Below are 22823 nucleotides of genomic sequence, written 5' to 3' on the forward strand. Positions count from 1 at the left end.
TCTGTGACTAACGGATGTCGGTGCCTACCTGAACAATCTTCATGGTATTTGTGCCACCTTGAGCGTTGACGAAATCGCCGTTGGTTATGACCACGAGATCTCCCTGTTTCACGTAATCGCGCTTGACCAATTCTTCCAGAGCCAGATTCTTAACCTGCTCTTTTGCATGGTTGGCGGAGTCAAAGGGTACGGTTTGCACCCCCCGGTAAAGGGCGACTTTGTGCTGGGTGGAGTGGTGCCGGGAGAATGCGAAAATCGGCAGAGCCGATTTTATGCGCGACATCAGGCGGGGCGTTGAGCCGGTTTCTGTCAGGCAGATAATGGCTGTTACGCCCTGAAGGTGGTTCGCTGCGTACATCGCGGATAGCGCAATGGCTTCATCGACGGCTTCCATGCTTTCGTTAATGCGGTGCTTCGACTGGCGCATGGACGGGTGGCGCTCGGCACCTTTACAGATTCGTACCATGGCCTCGACAGCCTCGATGGGGTAATCGCCCACCGCGGTTTCTGCCGACAACATCACCGCATCGGTGTAGTCCATGACCGCGTTGGCCACATCTGACACTTCTGCTCGGGTAGGCATTGGGTTGGTGATCATGGACTCCATCATCTGAGTGGCGGTAATGACCACCCGGTCGAGTACCCGTGCTCTGGCAATAATGTGCTTCTGCACCGCCACCAATTCAGCATCGCCGATCTCAACCGCCAGGTCACCTCGAGCAACCATCACCGCATCGGATGCTTTGATAACGGCATCCAGAGCTTCGGTATCGTGTGCCAGTTCAGCGCGTTCAATTTTGGCCACCAGGCCTGCATCAGAGCCGGCTTCTTTCAGCAACCGGCGAGCAACGTGCATATCCTCGGCGGTACGAACGAAGGAAACCGCAACATAGTCGGCACCAAGATTAGCGGCAGTGATGATGTCTTGCTTGTCTTTTTCGGTTAACGCGTCAGCGGATAGCCCACCGCCGCGCTTGTTCAGGCCCTTGTTGTTGGACAAGGGGCCGCCAATGAGAACAGTAGAGGTGATACTGTGGTCGTCAACGGCCGTTACTTCCATTTCGATGCGACCATCGTCCAGCACCAGAATGTCGCCGGGGGTTACGTCGTTGATCAGCTCTTCGTAATCGATGCCGACTGCGGCTTCGGTGCCGGCGGCTTTGTCCATAGCGGCATCCAGTACAAACGTCTGGCCGCGTTCCAGAGTTACTTTGTTGTTGGTGAAGCGAGCGATTCTCAGTTTAGGGCCCTGAAGGTCTGCTAACAGGGCCACGAACCGACCCTGCGCTGCCGCTGTTTCACGCACATTTTTTGCCCGCTCGATGTGTTCCTGCGCGCTGCCGTGTGAAAAGTTCAGGCGAGTGACATCCACACCGGCAGCAATAATGCCTGCCAGTGCTTCCTTGCTGTCGGTGGCGGGACCAAGAGTGGCTACAATTTTTGTGCGCCGGAGCATAGGGCTTGTCCTTTTGATATGTCGAAAACGGAGAGTGTATTGAGTATGGTTAATTGAATCTGAGCGTGAGTCTTTAAGGAAGTACACTTACGTCGTGTGTTAATCGATTTGGGAGTCATACCATGCAGCCTGTTGTTTCCAAGGTTACCGACCGGATTATCGAACGAAGCCGGGCAACACGGCAGGCGTATTTGGCCAGAATGAGGGCGCTCAGAGAACAGGGGCCGCAGCGAGGAACCTTGTCGTGCAGTAATCTGGCGCACGGTTTTGCGGCGTGCCAGCCAAGTGACAAGGAGCAACTCAAACTGATGAACCGAGCCAATGTGGCGATTGTCTCGGCGTACAACGATATGCTTTCTGCGCATCAACCTTATCATCGTTTCCCGGAAGTTATTCGCGAAGCGGCTCACGGGATGGGTTCGGTGGCCCAGTTTGCGGGCGGCACACCTGCCATGTGCGACGGTGTTACCCAAGGGCAGCCCGGCATGGATCTAAGCCTTTTTTCCCGCGACACGATTGCCATGAGCACGGCCGTTGCGTTAAGCCACAACATGTTCGATGCCGTCACCTTACTGGGTATATGTGACAAAATTGTGCCAGGCCTCCTTATTGGTGCACTGAGCTTCGGTCATCTACCTGCCGTTCTGATACCGGCGGGGCCGATGCCGTCCGGTTTGCCTAATAAAGAGAAACAGCGGGTTCGCCAGTTGTTTGCGGAAGGGAAAATAGGGCAGGGCGAACTGCTTGAAGCCGAGAGCAAGTCATACCACAGCCCGGGCACCTGCACGTTTTACGGAACCGCTAACAGCAACCAGCTATTGGTGGAGGTGATGGGCCTGCATTTGCCCGGTGCCGCCTTTGTTCACCCGAACACGCCGTTGCGAGATGCTTTAACTCGTGCAGCCACGGAACAGGTGGTTCGTTTGTCTCAACCACAGGGAGGTAAGCTTGGGCTCGCCGATATGGTGGATGAAAAGGCAATCGTGAACGCCTTGGTGGCTTTGCTGGTCACGGGAGGCTCAACCAATCACACCATTCACTGGGTCGCGATTGCCCGGGCGGCGGGTATTCTGATTGACTGGAACGACTATGCTGAACTTTCGTCTGCTGTTCCGTCCATGACTCGTATTTACCCCAACGGCCAAGAGGACATCAATGCTTTCCATGAGGCAGGTGGAACGCCCTATCTGATTCAGGAATTGCTCAGCGCTGGTCTGCTTCACGAAGACGTGAACACCGTTATGGGCCCCGGCTTGGCCCAGTATGCACGTATGCCGGAAATGGGCGAGCAGGGGCTGCGATGGCGTCCGGCAGTTAGTGAGAGTCTGAAGCCTGATGTGCTCAGCTCTGTCGAACAGCCATTTGCTCCCGATGGTGGGTTGAAAGTCCTTGAAGGCAATCTTGGCCGAGGCATTATTAAAGTCTCAGCGGTTGCGGCGGAACATCATTATGTGGAGGCGCCTGCGGTTGTGTTCGAAGACCAGAACGACCTGAAGGCGGCCTTTGAGGCTGGCGATCTTGACCGGGACTGCATTGTGGTGGTGCGTTTTCAGGGGCCCCGGGCTAATGGTATGCCGGAACTTCACAAGTTAACGCCTTACCTGGGCGTTCTTCAGGATCGTGGCTTTCGGGTCGGGCTGGTGACCGATGGTCGTATGTCGGGCGCCTCCGGCAAGGTACCTGCCGCCATTCACGTTTATCCCGAAGCGCTGGACGGTGGCCCGCTGGCAAAGGTTCGAAGCGGCGATTTGATCCGCATGGATGCTGTAAACGGGCAGTTATCTGTGTTGGTAGACGACGCCACCTGGAATGCCCGTAAGGCGGTCTGCCGTGATCTTGCGCGGCAACATCAAGACTACGGTCGTGAGCTGTTTGGCTGGATGCGGCATGGGGTGAGTCATCCGGAGCAGGGTGCCAGTGTGTTTTGGACGCCCGAAGGTCGTGGCTCGTTGATTTGATGAAAGTAAACTGGGAGCACTGATTGTGGTGTCACATAATCATGAACTCGACAGCCTCAGTTTTGAACAGTTGGTCATGCGTGTCCGGGCTTGTACCTTGTGCCGTGACAAGTTGCCCCATGAACCGAGGCCGGTTGTTCAGCTGTCCGAGTCGTCCCGCATTTTGATCGTGGGGCAGGCGCCCGGCAGAAAAGTCCATGAAACGGGTATACCGTTTAACGACCCAAGCGGAGACAGGCTTCGTCGCTGGATGGGGATAGATAGGCAGACGTTTTACGATGCCAGTCGAATAGCCATTCTTCCAATGGGGTTCTGTTTTCCCGGTACCGGGAAGGCCGGGGATTTACCGCCCATTCCGGAATGCGCCGATACCTGGCGTGCCGCCTTGCTGGCCCGGCTGAATCAGATTGAATTGACCCTGGTGATTGGCCAGTACGCACATGCTTGGCATTTACCAGACAGTCGGCGTTCGGTTACCGATAACGTCAAAGCGTGGCGAACGTACTGGCCGCGGCTGCTGCCAACCCCCCATCCCAGCCCCCGAAACAATTTGTGGTTTCGACGGAATGCCTGGTTTGAGGAGGAGGTGCTGCCGCAGTTGCAGGAGCGTGTTGCCGAGATCCTCGGTTAGATCACATCGCCCGCTTTGACTTTGACATAGCTGCCGGGTGCATCTTCAATCACTTTCAACTCCTTTTCTCCGGGCAGGCGGGCGGGGACCTGGGTACCTTCGTATTTTTTGATCCATTCACTCCAGTGTGGCCACCACGAACCTTTGTGAGCTTCGGCGGTGTCAAACCAGTCATCCGGGTTATCTGGCAGGGCGTCGTTGGTCCAGTAGCCGTATTTCTCCTTGTACGGCGGGTTGATGACCCCTGCGATATGGCCGGAACCTGAAACCACAAAGCGGACATCGCCTCCATACGCCTTTGCACCTTTGTAGGTGCCTTTCCACTTGGCGATGTGGTCTTGGCGTGCCGACAGGAAGAACGATGGCACCTTGATCTCGCTGAGATTGATCTTTTCACCGCAAATGCTCATTGCGTCCGGTTCGACCAAGCGATTGTGAAGGTACATTTCACGTAGATAGTAGCTGTGCATGCGGTAGGGCAGATTGGTGCCATCCTGGTTCCAATACAGCAAGTCAAACGCTTTTGGCTTTATGCCCTTCAAATAGTTGTTGGTCCAGTACGACCAGAACAGGTCATTCTCACGCAGCAAGTTGAAGGTGAAAGCCATGGCCCGGCCATCAAGATAGCCTTTCTTCTCCATAGCACGCTCGATACCGCGCAGGGAGTGGTCATTGATGAACACGCCGATGCCGCCGGGGTCCGAGAAGTCCATCAGAGTTGTCAGATAGGTGGTGCTGACAATCGGCTTGAGTTTCTTCTTGGCCAGAACTGCCATGGTAGTGCCCAGGAGGGTTCCCCCGATGCAGTAGCCGATCGCATTCAATTTGTCTTCGCCGGTGGCCTGCTTCACGGCCTCAATGGCTGCTAACGGGCCTGATTCTACATAGTCGTCCCAGCCCAGATTTTTATGTTCAGGCCCCGGGTTTCGCCACGAAATAATAAACACCGTTTGCCCCTGGCCGACCAGCCAGCGAATAAAAGAATTCTGCTCGGACAGGTCCAGAATATAGAATTTGTTGATCCATGGCGGAACGATGAGGATCGGGCGCTTGGCAACGGTTTCAGTGGTTGGGGTGTACTGAATCAGCTGCATGAGTTCATTTTGATAGACCACTTTCCCGGGCGTTGTTGCCAGGTTTTTGCCTATCTCGAACGCGGTGCGATCGGTCATCCCTACGTTGAACAATGCCGGATTTTGGCGAATGTCCTCGACCAGGTTACGGGCACCATCGATCAGATTCATGCCTTTACGTTCCCACGTAATGCGAAGCACCTCAGGGTTGCTTAGCGGGTAGTTTGCGGGCGAAAGCGCACTGGTTAACTGACGGGCATAAAACATCAGTTGATCCCGGGTAGGGGCTGGCAACCCTTCGATATTTTCTACCCAATCCAGAAAGGCTTGGGAATTGATCAAGTACGCTTGTTGTAACACATCGAACGGCAGATGTTTGTGCCAGTCCTCTGCAAGAAAACGTCGATCATCCGGGTCGGGTTTGGCGACTGGGGCTTCTTCTTTCCCGCGGGCTCGATTTAGCGTGTAACGGGCAAGGCCAAGGTGTTTCTTCGCGAGATCCATCTCGGCACTGGCGAATCTGAGGGGGTGCAGCAGAAGGTCCTCCGCCATTGCGCGATACGCATCTGACATTTCAGACAGGGTCGATAGTTTGGCGTAGTCCATCAAACCAGCATCACCCAGTAACGTCTCAATTTGCTGCTGACTGTCACGAATTCGTGGCTCGAAAGACTTCAGTAACTGGCTTGCCGTCTTACCGAAAAAATCCATACCAAGCATAGGGGCCTCCTTCCGCCTGGCGGATGACGCGTTTTGATGACTAAAGACTATACGTGCTGTTTAAATTTTAGTCTTTACATCCTTAGTCTGTACCTCTTGATGGTTATAAGGCCCGCCCTTGAACCAGTTCTCACTCCCGCGGGGACTCGCCTCGGCTGCAGCGATAGATTTGAGGCACAGTTATCTTTAAGCCTTTTCCGATTTCGGTATCTTACCGTTACATGATGTAACCACTAAGTTGCATGTCTAATAAAAACAGGGACTTTCCATAATGCTGCTGGTGTTGGCCGGGTCTATCCTAACGTTCGCGATGGTGCAGGAAGCTACCGAAGTTGAACCGTTTGAGCGGGGCACTATCGTGCTCGAGCACAAAGTGGACTCCAGCCCCGTAGAGCATCGCACAGATGTTCGCGTTGAGCCTTTGGTGGAGCAAAACTTCCGGAATATCGTCCGGCAAGCCTATGACTACAGCTGCGGTAGTGCCGCGCTGACAACCGTCCTGAACAATTATCTGGGGCGAACACTTTCAGAACGCCAGGTAATGGAGGGCTTGCTTCATTACGGCGAAAGCGAGCGCATTGTCGAACGCCGTGCTTTCTCCATGCTGGATATGAAAAAACTGGTGACTGCCCTTGGTTACCCCTCAGGCGGGTTTCGTGCCGGTATCGATGACTTAATGGAGCTCGATCATCCAGCCATCGTTCCGATTCAGCACGCAGGTTTCAAGCACTTTGTTGTTCTTCGAACTATTCGCGATGGACGGGTATATCTGGCTGATCCGGCCGTGGGCAACATTTCGTTTACATTGGCTCAATTCGAGGAAAAGTGGGACGACAATGTGCTGTTCATCGTCTTTCCGGGGAGCGATAAACCTCTGGATAACCTGGAACTGAAAGAGGAAGACCTCCGGTTCGTGGATGACCAGACCATGACCCTGCTCGCGCAGCATGAGATTCCAGCCTTTCATGAAGCCACGGAGCGCAGGCTGCAGAACCTGTTGGAACGTCAGAAAAATAATCCCGACGGTAGTGTGGAAAACACACGAAAACAACTTCACTACCGTCGTAACTAATTTTCCGGTTAGCAACCGGGACAGGAATAAAATCAATAAGAGTAGGGAGTCAGGATGAATCGTTGGTTAGTGCGAGGCTTTTTCCTTGTTTCCACGGCGGGTCTGCTTCCGGGTATGGCACTGGGCCAAGAGGGAAGTGTAGATCAGGCGCGGGAAGCGCTGTCGCGGCAGGATGGGGATGAGGATTCCAGCCGTCAGCTGGAGGAAGTGTTCCAGGCGGCGGAAAAAAACTACTCTTTGCAGAAGAAGGGTACTCATTCCCTTAACTACTCCTTTGATTATTCGTATACCGGCGATCAGCGTCTTGATCTTGCTATTACGAATGGTTCGGTGCGGAATCTGGATGTGGTGCCTTCCGCCACACACAGTTTTACCAATTCGTTTTCCTACGATTACGGGCTTCTGGACAATCTGACGATTGGTGCCCGGCTCCCCTTAGTGGTTAAGTACGATACGGAAGACGAATTGAACGTCTACGACATGGGAGATGTTTCCTTCACAGGTCGCTGGCAGCCGTTTGCTTACGTGCCTGGAAAGATGTCGACCACCTTTTTCGGGACATTGAGCACCAAAACCGGCGTTAGCCCATACGAAATCGATATTAAGGAACAGTTGTCGACAGGCAGTGGCTACTACTCGGTTGGTGGCGGTTTGAGTATGTCGAAGGTTTTGGACCCGGTGGTTGTTTTCGGTTCCCTGAGTGCAACTTATAACCTCACGGCTGACGATCTGGAGCAAGTACGGGGTGGCCGCTTGCTGACCGAAGTTGAACCTGGCTTCGGGCTCTCCGGATCGGCCGGTTTTGCCTACTCATTGTCATACGATATTTCCTTGAGTGTGTCGGCTCAGGTCAGTTATAGCGATGAAACGATTCTGACGTTCTCGAACGGAGACCAGGCCTCGGCACAAGATCAGATGACCGGGTTTCTGAGTATGTCACTCGGTACGCGTGTCAGTGATACGACCATTGTGAATACCAGTCTGGGGATTGGTTTAACCGAAGATGCTCCAGACTTTTCCCTGGGTCTATCCCTGCCCATTAATTTCTCCGGCCTCAAAGAGTGATTGGCGCGGTAGATATTCTAAGGGAAGGGGATCTATTCCATGGGACAACCTAGCTACAAACAGCACGTTTTGGCAGCCTTAATGGCGACCGGTCTTTCGTGTGGTGCGCAGGCGCAGATGACGCAAAACCTGACGATTCACCCTAAAGCGCTCGCACTCGGTAACGCCGTGACCGCTGATCCTCCAGGTATCATGTCGATTCACTACAACCCGGCCGGTTTGACGAAGCTGGACGACCGCCAGTTGGAAGTGAATATTCTTAGCATCTATCTGGATATTGATGCAGATTTCATCGCGGATGAAGAGTACGAGATATTTGGTATTAAAGGGCTGGAGACTGATCCCTTAACAGGGAAGCAGCGTGACCCAGTCGCTAATAGCCACAGTCATACCAACAACGTCGCGCTTTACGTACCGGGATACGGTGTTCTGCGTCTACCACCGGGTCCGGCAGTTGCGCCATCAGCGGGGATCAGTATCAAATCGCCTGGGTCGAAGCTGACCTTTGCTAACGCTTTTTTTATGCCAATGGCAGCGGGTTTTTACCGGGACAAGGAAGATCCGGGTCGATACCAGCCTCAAGCAACAGCGCTGCAAAGAACCACCTACCTCTCCCCATCGGTGGGTTACGAGATAAACGATGAATGGTCGGTGGGTGCCGGTATCCATTTGTCACATTTCGGTTTGGCGGCTGATCAGTACATGCGAGCCCCGAATATGCTGCTGGGTGTCGCTGAAGTGCTGCAAGATGCCTTCAACTGTGAAAGTGGCGATGAGCCACTGCAACCTTGGCTGGCACTGTGCGGCGGTAATATCGGGCCGTTTGATGATATCGGGGCTCTGAGTCTGAACATGCAGGAGAGTGTCTCTCCGACCTATGCCTTGGGTGTCATGTGGGAGCCAACAGACTGGTTCCGGTGGGGGGCCAGCTATACCTCCGAAGCAAACATGAATCTGAAAGGGCAGTTCGAGATTCAGTACACCGACGATTGGGCCGGTTTCTGGCAAGGCTTGAATGACTCGGTACTGGGGGCGATCACCTCAGCCATTCTCAGTTTGCCCTCTGGTGCGCCCCGAGAGGCCGGTAACGTGTCGATGGACCTGGTTTACCCGCAGCACTTTCAAACCGGGATCAGCGTGGATGTGCATCCCAAGCTGACGCTAAACGCAGACATCGGCTGGACAGATTTTGCTCAGTGGGACGCATTCAATTTGCGGTTTGACCGGGATCTGGAATTCCTGAATGCGGCGAGAATTTTGTCTCCTGATAATGCAACACCTAATACGCTGAAGCTTCCGCTTGGTTTCAAAAGTCAGTGGAACTGGGCGTTTGGGATGGAGTTTCATGCTTCCTCGCGTCTGGATCTGAGAGCAGGGGTAGAAATTCGTGACTCCGTCATACCCGATGATCAGCGCTCGATCATGGCACCATTCGGTGGTGCGAATCTTTACAGTATCGGTATGGGGTATCGCTGGGATAAAGACACTGAAATTGACATGAACTTGTCGTACTTGCAGTCGATTGAGACGATTCCGGCGGATTCCAGTTGCAACGTAAACTGTGACAACATAACCAACATCATTTACAACCCTTATGCTGGCTTGGATATTAAAACCTCATTGCGGGTTGTAATGGCCGGTTTAAGCTTCAGAACCAAATTCTGATTTAACTGCGGAGTTTGCCAATGACACTGGCCCGCGTACAAGGTTTATCGCTGTTGTGTGTAGCGGCGTTTGTTCTGGCCGGGTGCCAGCTTGGCGGCGCGGGAGCTCAAGTTGCCGAGCGTGACGGTTATTTTACTTGGGTGGACGAGCAGGGGCGGGTACGTTATACCCGTATTCCCGAGTCGGAGACATCTGAAAAAACTCCCCAAAAAGCCGAGTCCCAGGGCGCGGAAGACAAGGACCCATTCTTGGCCAGCACGCCTCCCAGCGACGATGATTTTACCGCTGAAAACTATCCGGATGGTGAAGCGCTTGCGGACAGAGGTTTTGTTCGTGATGGCCAGAGACAGCCGTATTTCACGTGGCTTGATGCCGAAGGCAATGTTCGTGTCAGCTATTACACGCCTGATTTTAATGACCGAAACACAGGTTCGCGGGCCAGCCCGATCAACCTAACCCCTGCCTCTGTGCACCTGCCATCGCAATCCGTGGGCGAAGTGGAGCCCGTGGAGGGTTACGATCCCAATGCTTTTGCGATCTTGGGCATTGAGCAAAAGTCGACCAGTGAATTTGGCGAGTTTGTTGAGTACTGCTGTAAAAGCTTGGCAAGCAAGGATTTTCAGAACTGGGTAGAGGGGAATGAATTTGGTGTGCAGATGAATGACAATTCACCTCGCCATCGGTTTAGTTCTGGTGAGTCCCCTTTTCAGTTAATTGCCTTGCCGTCGTCGGTGGCGAACTCGGGATTTGTTATGCGTCTTCGTGCCTATGATCATCACGGTGTTTTTGTCCCGAGCCTGGCGTTCCTTGACCGGGAATTTCAGGTGGTGAGAGTGGTCACAGACCTAGTGATGGACTATACGCCCGAGAACTGGCACCGCCGAGGGTATCTTGAAGCTTGGGTCCCGGCTTTCCCGGGCCAAGGTGAGCGGTGGCTTGTCATCTATACGCGGTCACAGGACCTGAAAGCGCAGACGGTCATCACCACCGATTCGGGCCCCCAAGCCATTCCCCATACTGAAAAAGGCGAACTGGGTATCGCAACCTTTGAGCCGTAAGTCCCGGTTAGTCTTCAGGGGCATCCAGATTCAGCCATTGTTGTGATAACCAGTAATAGCTGCCGTTGCCTGCCGGGTGGGTACAGTTGTAGCGGAAGCGGCGGGCGTTCAAGGCCTTTGGTGCTTGGACTGTGACGGTATCCCCGCTTACGTTGAAATCAATCCGGCCCAGCCCGGAAGCAAAACAGGTGAGGCGGGACGCCGATAGAGGGGCTTCCAGCTTCAACGTTAACGACGGTGGGTTATTGGATACAACGCCATCCGGTAGGCGGCTGGCGTCAACAGGAAACGCCTTGCTCAGCAGCTTGTCTTTTAAACTGCCCAGTTGTCCGTAGGCATTGGCCATTGGGAAACGGGGGAGTCTCGTGCCATGGGACTGGCGCCCTATGGCACCGGATTGCTGACCAAAACCCAGCCAACCTCGCTCGCTCAGCTTCTGTTCGAGCGATTCGTCATATTCTCCATAAGGGTAGGCGAACAGGCGCTCGGTGGTTCCCAACTGTTTTTCCAAGATGCGCTGGGCGTCGTCGAGGCTGCGGTTAGCTCGCTTGTGCCAATCTGCTTCAGCTTCACCGGGCCTGCGTGCCAGATGTCCATGATCGGCGCTGTGGTTGGCAATGGTTACCCAGTCTTTGCTGCTCAGTCTTTTTAACTCGGCCCAGTCCATATAGCCCTGGCCACCTACCGCATTGGTGTTTACGAAGATTGTGTAGGGCATCTTCTGTTGATCCAGAATCGGAGCAGCAACGTTGTAAACCGATTCATAGGCATCATCAAACGTAATAGCGACTTGATTGGTTGCTGGCGCGTCACCGGCGAGCGCTTGGCGAGTTGCGGGCCCCAGTGGAACCACTTTTAACCCCAGATCGGAGATCATTTGCAATTGCGCTTCGAAAAGAGAGCGTGATGTGCTGGTCGCCGGCGGCGTGCTGTCGGCCACATGGTGATATTGCAATACCACCAAGTCGGCCTGGGCGGTGCAAGAAAAGGCCATCATCAAGGACAGAGCGGGCAGAGCGAACAGTTTTCTGAAATTGATCATGAGCAGGGCATTCCAGTTGACGCGGGATGGTACGTTACGAATAGTGCGCTTTGAGAACCGCGAAAGCCTCGTTCAGGTGCTGCACTTCTACGGTGCTGCCACCGCGATCGGGGTGTGCTTTCATCATCAGCTGTCTGAATCGACGCTTTGCTGTGTCGAACGTTGGAGGTAGTGACTCAAATCCAAGAACTTCAGCAGCTGAAATAACGGATGCGCTATTCGGTTTCTGCACTATTGTACCTGCCCAAAAACGATCCATCATGTCACTGATTGCGGTGTTGGACAGATAGTACTGCTCCAAATCCATATAAAACTCCCGAAGTGCATCCTTTGGCCCCGGGAGGGATGTGCCACTTACTGAATCTGTCGGAAACAGGCGAATTTGAAGAGGCGATAGGTGAATGCTTTCACCACCGGCCAATAACTCATCGCTGAGACGGTGCAGCGCGTGAAACAGTAGGAAGTGTATGGGGTAAAGTTGCTCGGTCCGGGAAAAATCTATCGGCCCGATTAACTCCCAGCGGTCACTTTGAAGCGCTTTGATCAGAGCCAGCTCGGTGAGCCCTGACGGGCCCGCCGCCCTTAACTCGTGCTCAGCGGCCACGATAAGGTGTTCAATCTGCTTATGTAACCAGCTCAATTCTTCGCGGGTGTTCCTGCCTGTTGGGCGGGATGTATGGTCAGTTGTCATGCACGAATGGTATGCGAGTCAGTCTTAGCTTGGAAGGGCCGCCAGCGCCGGTAGTCCGCCCAGAAACAGGTCGGTCGAGAACTTGGCGGCACGTTCGGCTTCATCGTGAATACCGTTAGGGCAGGAACGAGCCTTCCGTGCGACCAGCAGGCTCATATCGTAAGCAACACCAAAAAACGTGGCGCACAGATATTCCGGGTCAGTTTCAGGCAGCAATCCGCGTTCTATTGCGGTACGAACGTCCTGTTCCAGCGACAGAAGGGTCAGGCCGAGGATGTCAGAGCCAAAAAGATTTCTCAGCGCCCGCTGGTTCTGATGGGCCAGTTCGTAGATTACGGGGTCTTTTGCGGTTGCCCGATAAAGCGCGTGATAAGTGGAGAAAATCAGTTCTTTTGTCGAGGACGCCGCATTTCTTCGGCTGGATATGTCATCGTTGAGAGAGGAGAGAAAATCGGTCAGTAGAGCGGCAAAGATGTCTTGCTTACTGGAAAAGTAATTGTAGAAGGTGCCCGAAGCCAGATTCGTCTTACGTACGATGTCGCGAATGGATGTGTTGTCGTAGCCGTTTTCCTGAAAGCAATCTCTAGCTGCTTCGAGGATGGCCCGACGGTTACGCCGCCGGTTTAATGCGCGTTTACCCGTAGTTTCCGGTTTCGAATTCAACATATCCATGTTGCTGTCCTGTCCCTGAATGTTTGTCATGCGTATAATTCCGGGCTCACTTACCTCGTGAGCGTATAACTGATGTCTGAAGCAATGTCTGCAATATCTGAGTCCCAACCTGTTTCTGAGCAAGAGCGCCTCCGCAAGGTGGAGCTAAATAAACTCCAGAAGCGCTTGCGCCGAGAGGTCGGGCAGGCAATTGCTCAGTACTCGATGATTGAGGCCGGCGACAAGGTTATGTGTTGCTTGTCCGGGGGCAAGGATTCCTACGCGATGTTGGATATACTGCTCAATCTCCAGAAGAGCGCTCCGGTCGACTTCGAAATCATTGCCGTTAACCTCGACCAAAAGCAGCCCGGCTTTCCGGAGGAGGTGCTCCCTGCCTATTTGGATGCGCTTGGTGTCGAGTACCACATCATTGAGAAAGACACCTATAGCATTGTTAAGGAAAAAGTCCCGGAAGGGAAGACCACTTGCGGATTGTGTTCGCGCCTGCGTCGCGGAATTCTCTATAACTTTGCGGAAGAGCATGGGGTCACCAAGATAGCGCTTGGTCATCACCGGGACGATATGCTGGAAACCTTGTTTCTGAATATGTTCTACGGTGGCAAGTTAAAGTCGATGCCACCTGTTCTTCATAGTGATGATGGCCGTAATACCGTGATCAGACCTTTGGCTTTTTGCCGGGAAAAGGACATTGCGCGGTACGGTGAACTCCGCGAATACCCCATCATTCCCTGTAATCTGTGCGGCTCTCAGGAGAATCTGCAGCGTCAGGTCATCAAAGATATGTTACAGACTTGGGACAAGCAGCACCCGGGGCGTCTCGAAACCATGTTCCGTGCGATGTGCAATGTTGAACCTTCTCATCTTGCTGACCCGAATCTGTATGATTTTAAGGAAGGAAAGCGCTTGGGGGGTAAGCGTCAGGCTGTGGTGCAGAATGCCGAGCCCGAGCAAGACTTTGGCCGGTTGGATGTGTTGAATCTCTAGTCGTTAGAGGTTCAATAGCGCTTGAATGGGCAGCGTCCATAATCCAAACAGGATCAGCAGAATTCCGCTAATCTTGCGTACGCCTTGATGGCTCTTAATGCTGCGGATCCATTGCGCTGCGTACCCCGTTGCCAGCATTGAGGGCAGGGTGCCCAAACCAAAAAAGAACATGGTTAGTGCGGCGCTAGGTACGGTGGGCTGAAGAGCCGCCCAGCCGAGCGTGCTGTACACCAAGCCGCAGGGTAGCCAGCCCCATAAAGAGCCCAGCGCCAATGCTTGCCCGGCGTTATTAACCGGAAGAAACCGTTTGGTGAGGGGTGACAGGGTGCGCCAAACGGGCGCGCCCGCTCGTTCGATGTAGCGAATCCCTTGCCACCATTGCCCCATCGATAGCCCCATGAATATCAGCAGTACCCCGGCGAGCGTCATGAGTAGTAGCCCTGCCCAAGCCCATTGGCCGGCAGCTTGGGTGCTGAGCAATGCTACGCCCGCCGCAATCAGAGAGTAGCTACCGATTCGGCCGAAGTTGAACGCCAGCAATAGAAGTGTTTGCCGAAACCTGAAGCCTCGCCCGACCGGCAACGCCATCGAGAGAGAAGCACTGATACCTCCGCACATACCCAAACAATGGGTACTGCCAAGAAGACCAATAGCAAAAGCGCTTGAATAACTGAGGTAAAGTTCCGGATGCATGAATCGAGTCAGTCGGGGCGCTTGGTTGTTTTGTCCGGCTCGCTCTCGGTTTGATTATCTTTCGAGGAAGGTTTTGAAGGGCGGGCCTCTGTAGGAATCATATCTTTGTCGTCGTCGTGCAGAATTCGGTGAGCCGGTCCGTCGAGGTCGTCATATTGGCCGCTCTTCACCGCCCACGAAAATAGAAGGATGCCTAGGGCTACCAGCATCAACATCAGGGGAATCAGAAGCATGACAATGTTCATTGTAAACTCCTAAGTGGTACGTCGAGCCCTGCTAAGACGAAGAGCATTAAGAACGACGATGAGTGAGCTTAGGGACATGCCAATCGCGGCAAGCCATGGAGGCACGAGCCCTGCCGCAGCCAAAGGCAGCACAGACACGTTATAGCCGAACGCCCAAATCATGTTTTGGCGAATGATATGGCGAGTCTTCTGGCTTGTATGGATGGCCTCAACGAGTTGATAAAGCTGACCGTTTAGCAAAACAGCATCGGCTTTCAGCTGGGTTAGGTCAGCCGCGGTGCCCATAGCGACCGAGATGCCGGCACCGGCCATTGAGGGCAAGTCATTCAAACCGTCTCCGACCATCATAACACGGTGGCCTTCCTGACTCAGCTTATCCAATACCTCGAGTTTTTGTTCCGGCGATGCCTCGCCGATGGCACGTGAAATCCCGAGTTCCGATGCGACATGCTGAACATGGCCGGATCGATCGCCGCTGAGAAGCACGGTTTCGATACCCATGCCTTGAAGTGTTCGGATTGCTTTGACTGCGTCGTCACGAATCTTGTCGTCCAGCTGGAAACTGGCCAGCCAGTGGGAGGCGGTTGCCAGCCAAATTTCCATGCCGCCGGCACTGGCGGTTTCAGGTTCGGGCGCCTTGATATGGTTGGCGACAAAGGCTTTATGACCGATATAAACCGCTTCGCCCTCAAACTCTCCCGATAAGCCTCCGCCCAGATGGTTAGTGACTTGAGTCACCGGAAGCGACGGCATGTTGTGAAACACTTTTGCGATCGGATGTTCGGACTGTTTTTCCAGGCCTGCGGCTATTCTTAGGCACGTCGCTTCGTCAATCGGGCCGAAAACAGTGTGGTCTGTGAGCGTGAGTTCACCACGAGTGAGCGTGCCGGTTTTGTCGAATACAACGGTATCGATTGCGTTCATCGATTCCAGTGTATGGCCGCGAGTCGGAAGAAATCCCAGTTTTCGCAAGCGAACGGTGGCAGACGTAATGGCAGTAGGTGTCGCCAGCGAGAGCGCGCAAGGGCAAGTGGCCACCAGAACGGACAAGGTAATATCAAAGGCATTGTCAGCGCCAGCCAGCCACCAGCCAATCCAGACTACCGGAGCGAGTATAAGAACCCGGCCCACAAACTTGCCGGCAATCCGGTCTGCCATTCGGGCTACCGGTGGTTTCTCGGATTGAACCCGGTCCAGTACCCGAAGAATACCGGACAGGCGGGTCTGTGCCCCGGCGCGGGTTACCCGAATATCCAACGGATTCTCGCCGTTGACTGTACCCGCGTGGACCGTATCGCCGGGTGAGCGGGTTTCGGGCAAGTATTCGCCCGTCAGTGCGGCTTCATTCAGTGTGGACTGGCCGGAAAGGATGATGCCGTCTGCCGGCAGTGTTTCCCCGGGCCGCACCCGAATGACGTCATCAGGTTTGATCTGGTGGGCTGGAACAATCTCTGCTTCGCCGTTGGTCACCCGTGCTGCAACCGCAGGTTGGAACCCGGCAAGCGCGTTGCCGCTGAGTCCTGCTCGATAGCGGGCCTGTACCTCGATGTAACGGCCCAGAAGCAGGAAAAACGCAAACATGCATACCGATTCAAAGTAGACTTCTTCGCCGCCAAATACGGTTACCCAGGCGCTTGCTGCGTAAGCAAGCCCAATCGCAATCGCGACCGGTACATCCATGGTTAGATGGCGAGATACAAGGTCGCGTCGGGCATTCCGGAAGAACGGCCGCGCACTGTAGAACACCACCGGCGTTGCCACCAGAAAACCAAACCACCTGAACATATTGATGAATTCGGGGGAAAGCTCGCTGATGATTTCAAAATACAGCGGGAACGCCAGCATCATGCTTTGCATGGTGGCAATGCCTGCAACGGCGAGCCGAATGAGCATGGAGCGGTTTTCTGCTTTGAGCGCTTGCTCGGCTGCGTCCGCCTGGTAGGGGCGAGCGGTATAGCCCAATTCGTAGATAGCGATGAGCAGGTCGCTCAAATGAGCTTGTTCGGGTGACCATACCAAGCGGGCACGCTGAGTGGTGTGGTTCACGGTAAAGCTCTGAACACCGGCTTGGTGCTTCATGTGGTTTTCTAGCAACCAGATGCATGCAGCGCAGGTGATTTCTCCGATCAGCAATTGCGCTTCCTGTCCGGCCTTAACCGGCGCAACAAATGATTGTTGCACCAGCGGGTGGTCCAGTTCACGCAAACGCAGAAGTTCGGATTCGCTGAGCTCTCTCGGAGTGCTGGCAGCCTGAGTGCGGATGTCGTAAAAGTTAGTCAGACCTTCCTGATGGATGGTCTGGCACACCGCCTTGCAGCCCTGACAACAAAAATGTCGCTCTTGATCGTTAAGTTTCAGGGTAATCGCCGGATTACCCTCGGCAAGCTCGCCACAATGGAAGCAAGTGGTGGGGGTCACTCTTGAACGTTAGCCTTTGCTTGAATAGTGATAGGGTGCTCGGCGGGTAACCAGAATTCACCTTTGACACGCCAATCGTTGTCGGGGCCTTGCAAATCGAAATACCAGCGACCGTCAAGATCTTCCAGTATCTGCCCGGAATACTCTCCGTCTGCCAACCGGTTGAACTGAATCACCCGATCCTTATCTTCCAGGGTAGGGTGGTAAAGATTAAGGATGAGGTACTGAAAATCTGCAGGGCCATCCTTCGTATCTAATAGTAATGTGGCCTTGCGGTTAGCCAACTGCAGTTTGCCAGATACCTTCATTTCAGAAGCTTTCTGATCTCGAGCGATGGCCATATTGATGCCTCGGCCTTCCTTCGAGTAATCGTCCGTGACCATGGCGGTGTCCAGGTTCACGGAAACCACGAGCATGGTCAGCCCAAACGTGATCGACGCGAGCGGGAAAATGGTCAGAAACCAGAACCAAGGCTGGCGGTACCACGGGGCTACGGGGGTGTTGTCAGTCATAATGCAATTCGTCTCAAATTAAGTATTAGTGCCGAACATGACGATTAACGAGGTCTTGGACCTACAAATCGGCTTTCAGTTTCAAGCTCAAGTGACGGATCGGTTTTCGACACGGCGCGGAAGCTGATTGTGTTATTGGTTTGCTCGATCGATTCTGGAATCACGTCCACCACGGTCGGCAAGGAAAGGTTTTCACCGCTTTTAATCTTTACGCTGGTTTGGGTCAGAATACGGATACCCTCCATGCCCTCTACCGACAGCACGAACGTTTGTGGAACTTCCGTCATATTCTGCAGTTTCAGGGTGAAGGAGTTCTCTACACGGCCTTCGCCATTGAACTTGAAAAGTGCGCCACGGTCTCGTATTACCTCAAGTTTTGCGGGCACTCGGGTTCCGATAATGTAACCTACCGCGCCAATCATGACCGCCAACAAAAGGCCGTAGCCAAAAGTGCGAGGGCGAAGCAGTTTCGAGGTTTTTCCTTCGAGTTCGTTTTCCGTGGTATAGCGGATCAGGCCTTTCGGATAATCCATTTTTTCCATAATCTCGTCGCATGCATCAATGCAAAGCGCGCAGCCAATGCATTCGTACTGAAGGCCGTCCCGAATATCGATACCGGTAGGGCAGACCTGAACGCACTGTTCACAGTCGATGCAGTCACCCAAACCCACCTCGGAAGGCTCTACGCCTTTTTTGCGTTTGCCTCGAGGCTCACCCCGGTTCGGGTCGTAGGATACGATTCGGGTGTTTTCATCGAACATGACGGATTGGAATCGCGCGTAAGGGCACATATACAGGCACACCTGCTCACGCATCCAGCCAGCATTCAGATAGGTCGCTACAGTAAAAAAACCGACCCAGAAATAGGCCCAGCCGTTCGCCTGTAAGGTGAACATGTCCACGATCAGTTCGCGGATGGGGTAAAAGTAACCAATGAAGGTGATGCCAGTCGCCAGCGCGACGAAAAGCCAGAGCGCGTGCTTGATCGTTTTTTTCGTGATCTTCTCGGCCGAATTGGGGGCCTTATCAAGCTTGATCCGCTTATTGCGATTGCCTTCGACCTTCTCTTCAATCCACATAAAGATAAAGGTCCAGACCGTTTGAGGGCAGGTGTAGCCACACCAGACACGCCCGAACAAAGTGGTTATGAAAAATAGCCCGAATGCCGAGATGATCAGCATCGCAGACAGCAAAAAGAAGTCCTTCGGATAGAAGGTCATGCCGTATAGATGGAACTCACGGGCTGGAAGATCGAAATGAATCAGTGGCTGGCCGTCCAGGGTCAGCCAGGCAAAAACAAAGTACATGCCCATGAGCGCAACAAGACTGACGTTGCGGATTCTCTGGAATAGTCCTTTGACTTCTTTTACGTAGATCTTTTCACGGCTTTCGTAGAGATCGTACGTTCCGGGATTTTTGTTGTTGTCGGAAGGGTTGGGATCTACCTGTTTTACAGGAATCTGATTGCTCATGGATACCTCCCGGTAAATAAACGTGCTGGGAGCGGGCCTCGGAGGGTCTGCGGATCTTCTCAAGCCTGTACCCGCAGCGCAGATACAGGGTTGAAAAGACCTGGCCGGGGGTTACCCGGCCGGGTTTGATTCAGTTTGACAAGCTATATACGTAAGCCGCCAAGATATGAATCTGATCATCTGTCAGACGACCTTTCTGAGCGGGCATCTGGTTCTGACGCCCGTTGACAACTGTCTCTTTGATCCACTCGTAGGTGGAGCCGTAAAGCCAGATGTCGTCTGTCAGGTTCGGAGCACCTACTGCGTGCATACCCTTGCCGTCCGCGCCGTGACAGGCTGCACAAGCTTGTGCGAACACAGCGGCACCGGCCTCAGCTGCCTCTGCTTCTTTTTCACGACCACTGAAGCTCAGAACATAGTTGACCACCTGATCGACCTGTTCATTGGTCATGTTAGGCATCACGCCCTTAGGAGTCATGTTGCCCTGACGACCGTTGACGAGGGTGTGCAGAATCTGCTCGGGCTCTCCGCCCCACAGCCAGTCGTCGTCGGTCAGGTTAGGGAAACCAACCTGGCCGCGTGCTGCGGTGCCATGGCAAACCGAACAGTTGTTCGCAAACAGGCGCTGGCCAATTTTCATGGCGTCTTCGTTCTGGGCGAGCTCGGGGATAGCGGTTTCACCGAACTGTGCGTAGATCGGGCCATATTTCTCTTCGGCTTCTTGCACTTCGGCTTCCCACTGGTTGGTGGAAGTCCAGCCCAGCAGGCCTTCGTAGTTGCCAAGACCCGGATAGAGAGCCAGGTAACCCAGTGCAAATACACAGGTGCCCAGATACAGATAAAACCACCACTTAGGCAGCGGATTATCATATTCTTCGATGCCATCGTAAGAATGGCCTGTGGTGTTTTCGGTTTCGGTGTCGTTTGTCTGCCCTTTGCGGGTGGCCAAAAGCAGCCAAGCGCAGCCGAATATGGTACCGAGCACGATCACGATGACCCAGACGCTCCAAAAGGTACTCATTGCTTTTTCTCCGTTTTTTCCTGTTCGAGCGTACGCTTATCCACTTCGTCATCATCGAAGGGCAGATGTGCCGCCTCTTCATTGGCTTTCTTGCGGTGGGCGCTGTACGCCCACCAGATGATGCCGAAGAACGCTGCCATTACCAATAGAGAGTGAATTCCGCGTAACTCATTGATATCCATGGGATCACCGTTTCTCTGAAAGCACGGTGCCTAACTGCTGCAGATACGCGACCAATGCTTCGATTTCAAATTTACCTTTCAGCTCATCGGCTGCGTTGGCAATTTGCTCGTCGGTATAGGGCACGCCAAGCGTCTGCAAGGTTTTCATGCGGGCCTCGATTGAACCGTGGTCAGCACGGTTTTCGAAGAGCCATGGAAACGCTGGCATGTTGGACTCGGGCACCACGCTGCGTGGGTCAAACAGGTGCTGGCGCTGCCAGGCATCTGAATAACGGCCGCCAACACGGGCCAGATCAGGTCCGGTACGCTTGGAACCCCACAGGAACGGGCGATCGTATACGAATTCGCCCGCAACGGAGTAGTGGCCATAGCGCTCAGTTTCCGCACGGAAAGGACGGATTTGCTGGGTATGGCACACGTGGCAGCCTTCACGGATATAAATGTCCCGGCCTTCCAGCTCCAGTGCGTTCAGAGGCTCCAGGCCTTCGATCGGCTGGTTAACTTCTTTGTGGAAGAACAGAGGAACAACTTCCGCCAGAAAGCCGCCGCTGATTGTGATGATGATCAGCACAATCATCAGGCCAAGGTTTTTCTCGATAGTTTCGTGTTTCATCTGATGAATCTCCCCTTAGGCCGCCTGAGTTGCTGCATTGTTAACAGCAGCCGACTCTTTCTGACGCACTGTCATGTAAACGTTGTACGCCATGATCAGCATACCAGTCAGGAAGGTGGCGCCACCGATGAAGCGAACCAGATAGCCCGGGTAGGAAGCCTCAAGAGCTTCTACAAAGCTGTAAGTCAGAGTGCCGTCTTCGTTGACTGCGCGCCACATCAGGCCTTGCATGATGCCGTTAACCCACATAGCCGCGATATAAAGTACGGTGCCAACAGTTGCGAGCCAGAAATGCACGTTGATCAAAGAGGTGCTGTACATTTCTTTGAGACCCCACAGTTTCGGGATCAAGTGGTAGATCGAACCGATACTGATCATGGCAACCCAGCCCAGAGCGCCGGCGTGTACGTGACCGATGGTCCAGTCAGTGTTGTGTGACAGGGCGTTGACGGTCTTGATAGCCATCATCGGACCTTCAAAGGTGGACATGCCGTAGAAGGACAGTGAAACGACCAGGAAGCGCAGGATGGGGTCAGTACGCAGTTTGTGCCATGCACCTGACAGAGTCATCATGCCGTTGATCATGCCGCCCCAAGAGGGAGCCAGTAGAATCAGAGACATAACCATGCCTGCAGTTTGCGCCCAGTCAGGCAGTGCTGAGTAGTGCAAGTGGTGACCACCAGCCCAAACATACGTAGCGATCAGTGCCCAAAAGTGAACGATCGATAGGCGGTAGGAATAGACCGGGCGTTCAGCCTGCTTCGGAACGAAGTAGTACATCATGCCCAGGAAGCCAGCTGTCAGGTAGAAGCCTACCGCGTTGTGGCCGTACCACCACTGCATCATGGCATCGGTAACACCGGCATAGGCAGAGTAAGACTTGAAGGCCGTTGCAGGTAGTGCCATGTTGTTGAAAATATGCAGCATGGCAACGGTCAGGATGAAACCGCCGTAGAACCAGTTGGCAACGTAGATGTGAGGCGTGCTGCGCTTAGTGATCGTACCAAAGAATACCAGTGCGTAAGTTACCCAAACGATGGTGATAGCGATATCGATGGGCCATTCCAGTTCGGCATATTCTTTTGTGGAAGTCAGCCCCATCGGCAAGGTGATGACAGCTGAAAGTAGAATGGCTTGCCAGCCCCAGAAGGTGAAGGCGGCGAGGCCGTCAGAAATCAAACGTGCCTGACAAGTTCGCTGAACAACGTAGTACGAAGTTGCGAACAGGGCACTACCACCAAAACCGAAGATGACGGCGTTGGTGTGCAACGGCCGCAGACGGCCAAAATGCGTGAAGGGTAGATCGAGGTTGAGAGATGGCCAAACCAGCTGTGCTGCAATCAGCACACCCAGAGCCATGCCAACAATACCCCACACTACTGTCATGATGGCGAACTGTCTCACCACCTTGTAGTTGTATGTCAGGTTTGCGTTTACTGTGCTCATAGCCTTACCAATGGGTTCAGGATGGGGAAATTATGCGGTCGCAAGTATGGAGAAACCATGACCCCTTTGCAATGACTCAGGTCAACTACTGACATCCGTCAAATTTGCCATAATCGGCAGCGTTGCCAGTGGGT

The 22823-nt window shown here is 53.7% G+C and carries 21 protein-coding genes; 7 read left to right on the forward strand and 14 right to left on the reverse strand.

Going from position 1 to position 22823, the window contains the following annotated elements; all coding sequences use genetic code 11:
* Positions 1 to 7 precede the first annotated feature (7 nt).
* Positions 8 to 1456, reverse strand: a complete 1449-nt coding sequence (pyk, locus tag DOQ08_RS03365) for a pyruvate kinase (protein WP_114333472.1) — start codon at positions 1454 to 1456, stop codon at positions 8 to 10.
* A 122-nt stretch (positions 1457 to 1578) separates the two neighbouring features.
* Between pyk and edd the strand changes: the two genes are divergently transcribed.
* Both edd and DOQ08_RS03375 read left to right on the forward strand, forming a co-directional pair.
* On the forward strand, positions 1579 to 3414 hold the full coding sequence (gene edd, locus DOQ08_RS03370) for a phosphogluconate dehydratase (RefSeq protein WP_114333473.1): 1836 nt from the start codon (positions 1579 to 1581) through the stop codon (positions 3412 to 3414).
* 28 nt (positions 3415 to 3442) lie between these two features.
* A complete protein-coding gene (locus tag DOQ08_RS03375; protein WP_227537464.1) occupies positions 3443 to 4045 on the forward strand; it encodes a uracil-DNA glycosylase family protein in 603 nt (200 codons plus the stop codon).
* On the opposite strand, the gene DOQ08_RS03380 is transcribed toward DOQ08_RS03375, so the two are convergent.
* On the reverse strand, positions 4042 to 5838 hold the full coding sequence (locus DOQ08_RS03380; protein ID WP_114333474.1) for a PHA/PHB synthase family protein: 1797 nt from the start codon (positions 5836 to 5838) through the stop codon (positions 4042 to 4044). The two genes, DOQ08_RS03375 and DOQ08_RS03380, sit on opposite strands and share 4 nt — an antisense overlap.
* A gap of 271 nt (positions 5839 to 6109) precedes the next feature.
* Here DOQ08_RS03380 and DOQ08_RS03385 point away from each other — a divergent pair, with 271 nt between their 5' ends.
* From DOQ08_RS03385 to DOQ08_RS03400, 4 genes are read left to right on the forward strand one after another with little or no spacing between them, the layout of a single operon-like run.
* Positions 6110 to 6910, forward strand: a complete 801-nt coding sequence (locus DOQ08_RS03385) for a C39 family peptidase (RefSeq protein WP_114333475.1) — start codon at positions 6110 to 6112, stop codon at positions 6908 to 6910.
* Between the two features lie 54 nt (positions 6911 to 6964).
* Positions 6965 to 7975, forward strand: coding sequence for a transporter (locus DOQ08_RS03390; protein WP_114333476.1), 1011 nt, complete (start codon positions 6965 to 6967; stop codon positions 7973 to 7975).
* Positions 7976 to 8014: 39 nt separating this feature from the next.
* Positions 8015 to 9640: an OmpP1/FadL family transporter gene (locus tag DOQ08_RS03395; RefSeq protein WP_114333477.1), complete on the forward strand. Its 1626-nt coding sequence runs from the start codon at positions 8015 to 8017 to the stop codon at positions 9638 to 9640.
* Positions 9641 to 9660: 20 nt separating this feature from the next.
* The gene (locus DOQ08_RS03400; protein WP_114333478.1) at positions 9661 to 10698 is read left to right on the forward strand and encodes a MalM family protein; all 1038 of its coding nucleotides are present in this window, start codon (positions 9661 to 9663) and stop codon (positions 10696 to 10698) included.
* A 7-nt stretch (positions 10699 to 10705) separates the two neighbouring features.
* Here the strand turns inward: DOQ08_RS03400 and DOQ08_RS03405 are convergent, their stop codons facing one another.
* The 3 genes from DOQ08_RS03405 to DOQ08_RS03415 all read right to left on the reverse strand — a co-directional run bounded on the left by DOQ08_RS03405 (position 10706) and on the right by DOQ08_RS03415 (position 13133).
* Positions 10706 to 11740 (reverse strand): polysaccharide deacetylase family protein, encoded by a 1035-nt coding sequence (locus DOQ08_RS03405; RefSeq protein ID WP_114333479.1) that lies wholly within the window; start codon positions 11738 to 11740, stop codon positions 10706 to 10708.
* Positions 11741 to 11774: 34 nt separating this feature from the next.
* A complete protein-coding gene (locus DOQ08_RS03410) occupies positions 11775 to 12380 on the reverse strand; it encodes a DNA-J related domain-containing protein (RefSeq protein WP_227537465.1) in 606 nt (201 codons plus the stop codon).
* A gap of 75 nt (positions 12381 to 12455) precedes the next feature.
* On the reverse strand, positions 12456 to 13133 hold the full coding sequence (locus tag DOQ08_RS03415; RefSeq protein ID WP_227537466.1) for a TetR/AcrR family transcriptional regulator: 678 nt from the start codon (positions 13131 to 13133) through the stop codon (positions 12456 to 12458).
* Between the two features lie 54 nt (positions 13134 to 13187).
* On the opposite strand from DOQ08_RS03415, the gene ttcA reads away from it, so the two are divergent.
* Positions 13188 to 14087: a tRNA 2-thiocytidine(32) synthetase TtcA gene (gene ttcA, locus DOQ08_RS03420; RefSeq protein ID WP_406565343.1), complete on the forward strand. Its 900-nt coding sequence runs from the start codon at positions 13188 to 13190 to the stop codon at positions 14085 to 14087.
* A gap of 3 nt (positions 14088 to 14090) precedes the next feature.
* Here ttcA and DOQ08_RS03425 read toward each other — a convergent pair whose 3' ends face one another.
* From DOQ08_RS03425 to ccoN, 9 genes are all read right to left on the reverse strand, one after another.
* Positions 14091 to 14780 (reverse strand): sulfite exporter TauE/SafE family protein, encoded by a 690-nt coding sequence (locus tag DOQ08_RS03425; protein ID WP_114333482.1) that lies wholly within the window; start codon positions 14778 to 14780, stop codon positions 14091 to 14093.
* Between the two features lie 8 nt (positions 14781 to 14788).
* Positions 14789 to 15025, reverse strand: a complete 237-nt coding sequence (gene ccoS / locus DOQ08_RS03430; protein WP_114333483.1) for a cbb3-type cytochrome oxidase assembly protein CcoS — start codon at positions 15023 to 15025, stop codon at positions 14789 to 14791.
* 9 nt (positions 15026 to 15034) lie between these two features.
* Positions 15035 to 17443, reverse strand: a complete 2409-nt coding sequence (locus DOQ08_RS03435) for a heavy metal translocating P-type ATPase (RefSeq protein ID WP_114333484.1) — start codon at positions 17441 to 17443, stop codon at positions 15035 to 15037.
* A complete protein-coding gene (locus DOQ08_RS03440; protein WP_114333485.1) occupies positions 17440 to 17955 on the reverse strand; it encodes a FixH family protein in 516 nt (171 codons plus the stop codon). The genes DOQ08_RS03435 and DOQ08_RS03440 overlap by 4 nt, the downstream gene beginning before the upstream one ends.
* Before the next feature lie 44 nt (positions 17956 to 17999).
* The gene (gene ccoG / locus DOQ08_RS03445; protein ID WP_114333486.1) at positions 18000 to 19427 is read right to left on the reverse strand and encodes a cytochrome c oxidase accessory protein CcoG; all 1428 of its coding nucleotides are present in this window, start codon (positions 19425 to 19427) and stop codon (positions 18000 to 18002) included.
* A gap of 130 nt (positions 19428 to 19557) precedes the next feature.
* On the reverse strand, positions 19558 to 20448 hold the full coding sequence (gene ccoP / locus DOQ08_RS03450) for a cytochrome-c oxidase, cbb3-type subunit III (RefSeq protein ID WP_114333487.1): 891 nt from the start codon (positions 20446 to 20448) through the stop codon (positions 19558 to 19560).
* The gene (locus DOQ08_RS03455; RefSeq protein ID WP_114333488.1) at positions 20445 to 20630 is read right to left on the reverse strand and encodes a cbb3-type cytochrome oxidase subunit 3; all 186 of its coding nucleotides are present in this window, start codon (positions 20628 to 20630) and stop codon (positions 20445 to 20447) included. The genes ccoP and DOQ08_RS03455 overlap by 4 nt, the downstream gene beginning before the upstream one ends.
* 4 nt (positions 20631 to 20634) lie before the next feature.
* The gene (gene ccoO / locus DOQ08_RS03460) at positions 20635 to 21243 is read right to left on the reverse strand and encodes a cytochrome-c oxidase, cbb3-type subunit II (RefSeq protein WP_114333489.1); all 609 of its coding nucleotides are present in this window, start codon (positions 21241 to 21243) and stop codon (positions 20635 to 20637) included.
* 15 nt (positions 21244 to 21258) lie between these two features.
* Positions 21259 to 22689, reverse strand: coding sequence for a cytochrome-c oxidase, cbb3-type subunit I (gene ccoN, locus DOQ08_RS03465; protein WP_114333490.1), 1431 nt, complete (start codon positions 22687 to 22689; stop codon positions 21259 to 21261).
* Positions 22690 to 22823: the final 134 nt, after the last annotated feature.

The sequence above is a fragment of the Marinobacter litoralis genome, assembly GCF_003336705.1.
Taxonomy (GTDB): Bacteria; Pseudomonadota; Gammaproteobacteria; order Pseudomonadales; family Oleiphilaceae; genus Marinobacter; species Marinobacter litoralis.

Excerpts from the sequence above, each read along its gene's own strand:
- pyk (WP_114333472.1), bottom strand. The coding sequence starts at position 1,456 with ATGCTCCGGCGCACAAAAATTGTAGCCACTCTTGGTCCCGCCACCGAC.
- edd (WP_114333473.1), top strand. The coding sequence starts at position 1,579 with ATGCAGCCTGTTGTTTCCAAGGTTACCGACCGGATTATCGAACGAAGC.
- DOQ08_RS03380 (WP_114333474.1), bottom strand. The coding sequence starts at position 5,838 with ATGCTTGGTATGGATTTTTTCGGTAAGACGGCAAGCCAGTTACTGAAG.
- DOQ08_RS03385 (WP_114333475.1), top strand. The coding sequence starts at position 6,110 with ATGCTGCTGGTGTTGGCCGGGTCTATCCTAACGTTCGCGATGGTGCAG.
- DOQ08_RS03390 (WP_114333476.1), top strand. The coding sequence starts at position 6,965 with ATGAATCGTTGGTTAGTGCGAGGCTTTTTCCTTGTTTCCACGGCGGGT.
- DOQ08_RS03395 (WP_114333477.1), top strand. The coding sequence starts at position 8,015 with ATGGGACAACCTAGCTACAAACAGCACGTTTTGGCAGCCTTAATGGCG.
- DOQ08_RS03400 (WP_114333478.1), top strand. The coding sequence starts at position 9,661 with ATGACACTGGCCCGCGTACAAGGTTTATCGCTGTTGTGTGTAGCGGCG.
- DOQ08_RS03405 (WP_114333479.1), bottom strand. The coding sequence starts at position 11,740 with ATGATCAATTTCAGAAAACTGTTCGCTCTGCCCGCTCTGTCCTTGATG.
- DOQ08_RS03415 (WP_227537466.1), bottom strand. The coding sequence starts at position 13,133 with ATGACAAACATTCAGGGACAGGACAGCAACATGGATATGTTGAATTCG.
- ttcA (WP_406565343.1), top strand. The coding sequence starts at position 13,188 with ATGTCTGCAATATCTGAGTCCCAACCTGTTTCTGAGCAAGAGCGCCTC.
- DOQ08_RS03425 (WP_114333482.1), bottom strand. The coding sequence starts at position 14,780 with ATGCATCCGGAACTTTACCTCAGTTATTCAAGCGCTTTTGCTATTGGT.
- ccoS (WP_114333483.1), bottom strand. The coding sequence starts at position 15,025 with ATGAACATTGTCATGCTTCTGATTCCCCTGATGTTGATGCTGGTAGCC.
- DOQ08_RS03440 (WP_114333485.1), bottom strand. The coding sequence starts at position 17,955 with ATGACTGACAACACCCCCGTAGCCCCGTGGTACCGCCAGCCTTGGTTC.
- ccoG (WP_114333486.1), bottom strand. The coding sequence starts at position 19,427 with ATGAGCAATCAGATTCCTGTAAAACAGGTAGATCCCAACCCTTCCGAC.
- ccoP (WP_114333487.1), bottom strand. The coding sequence starts at position 20,448 with ATGAGTACCTTTTGGAGCGTCTGGGTCATCGTGATCGTGCTCGGTACC.
- DOQ08_RS03455 (WP_114333488.1), bottom strand. The coding sequence starts at position 20,630 with ATGGATATCAATGAGTTACGCGGAATTCACTCTCTATTGGTAATGGCA.
- ccoO (WP_114333489.1), bottom strand. The coding sequence starts at position 21,243 with ATGAAACACGAAACTATCGAGAAAAACCTTGGCCTGATGATTGTGCTG.
- ccoN (WP_114333490.1), bottom strand. The coding sequence starts at position 22,689 with ATGAGCACAGTAAACGCAAACCTGACATACAACTACAAGGTGGTGAGA.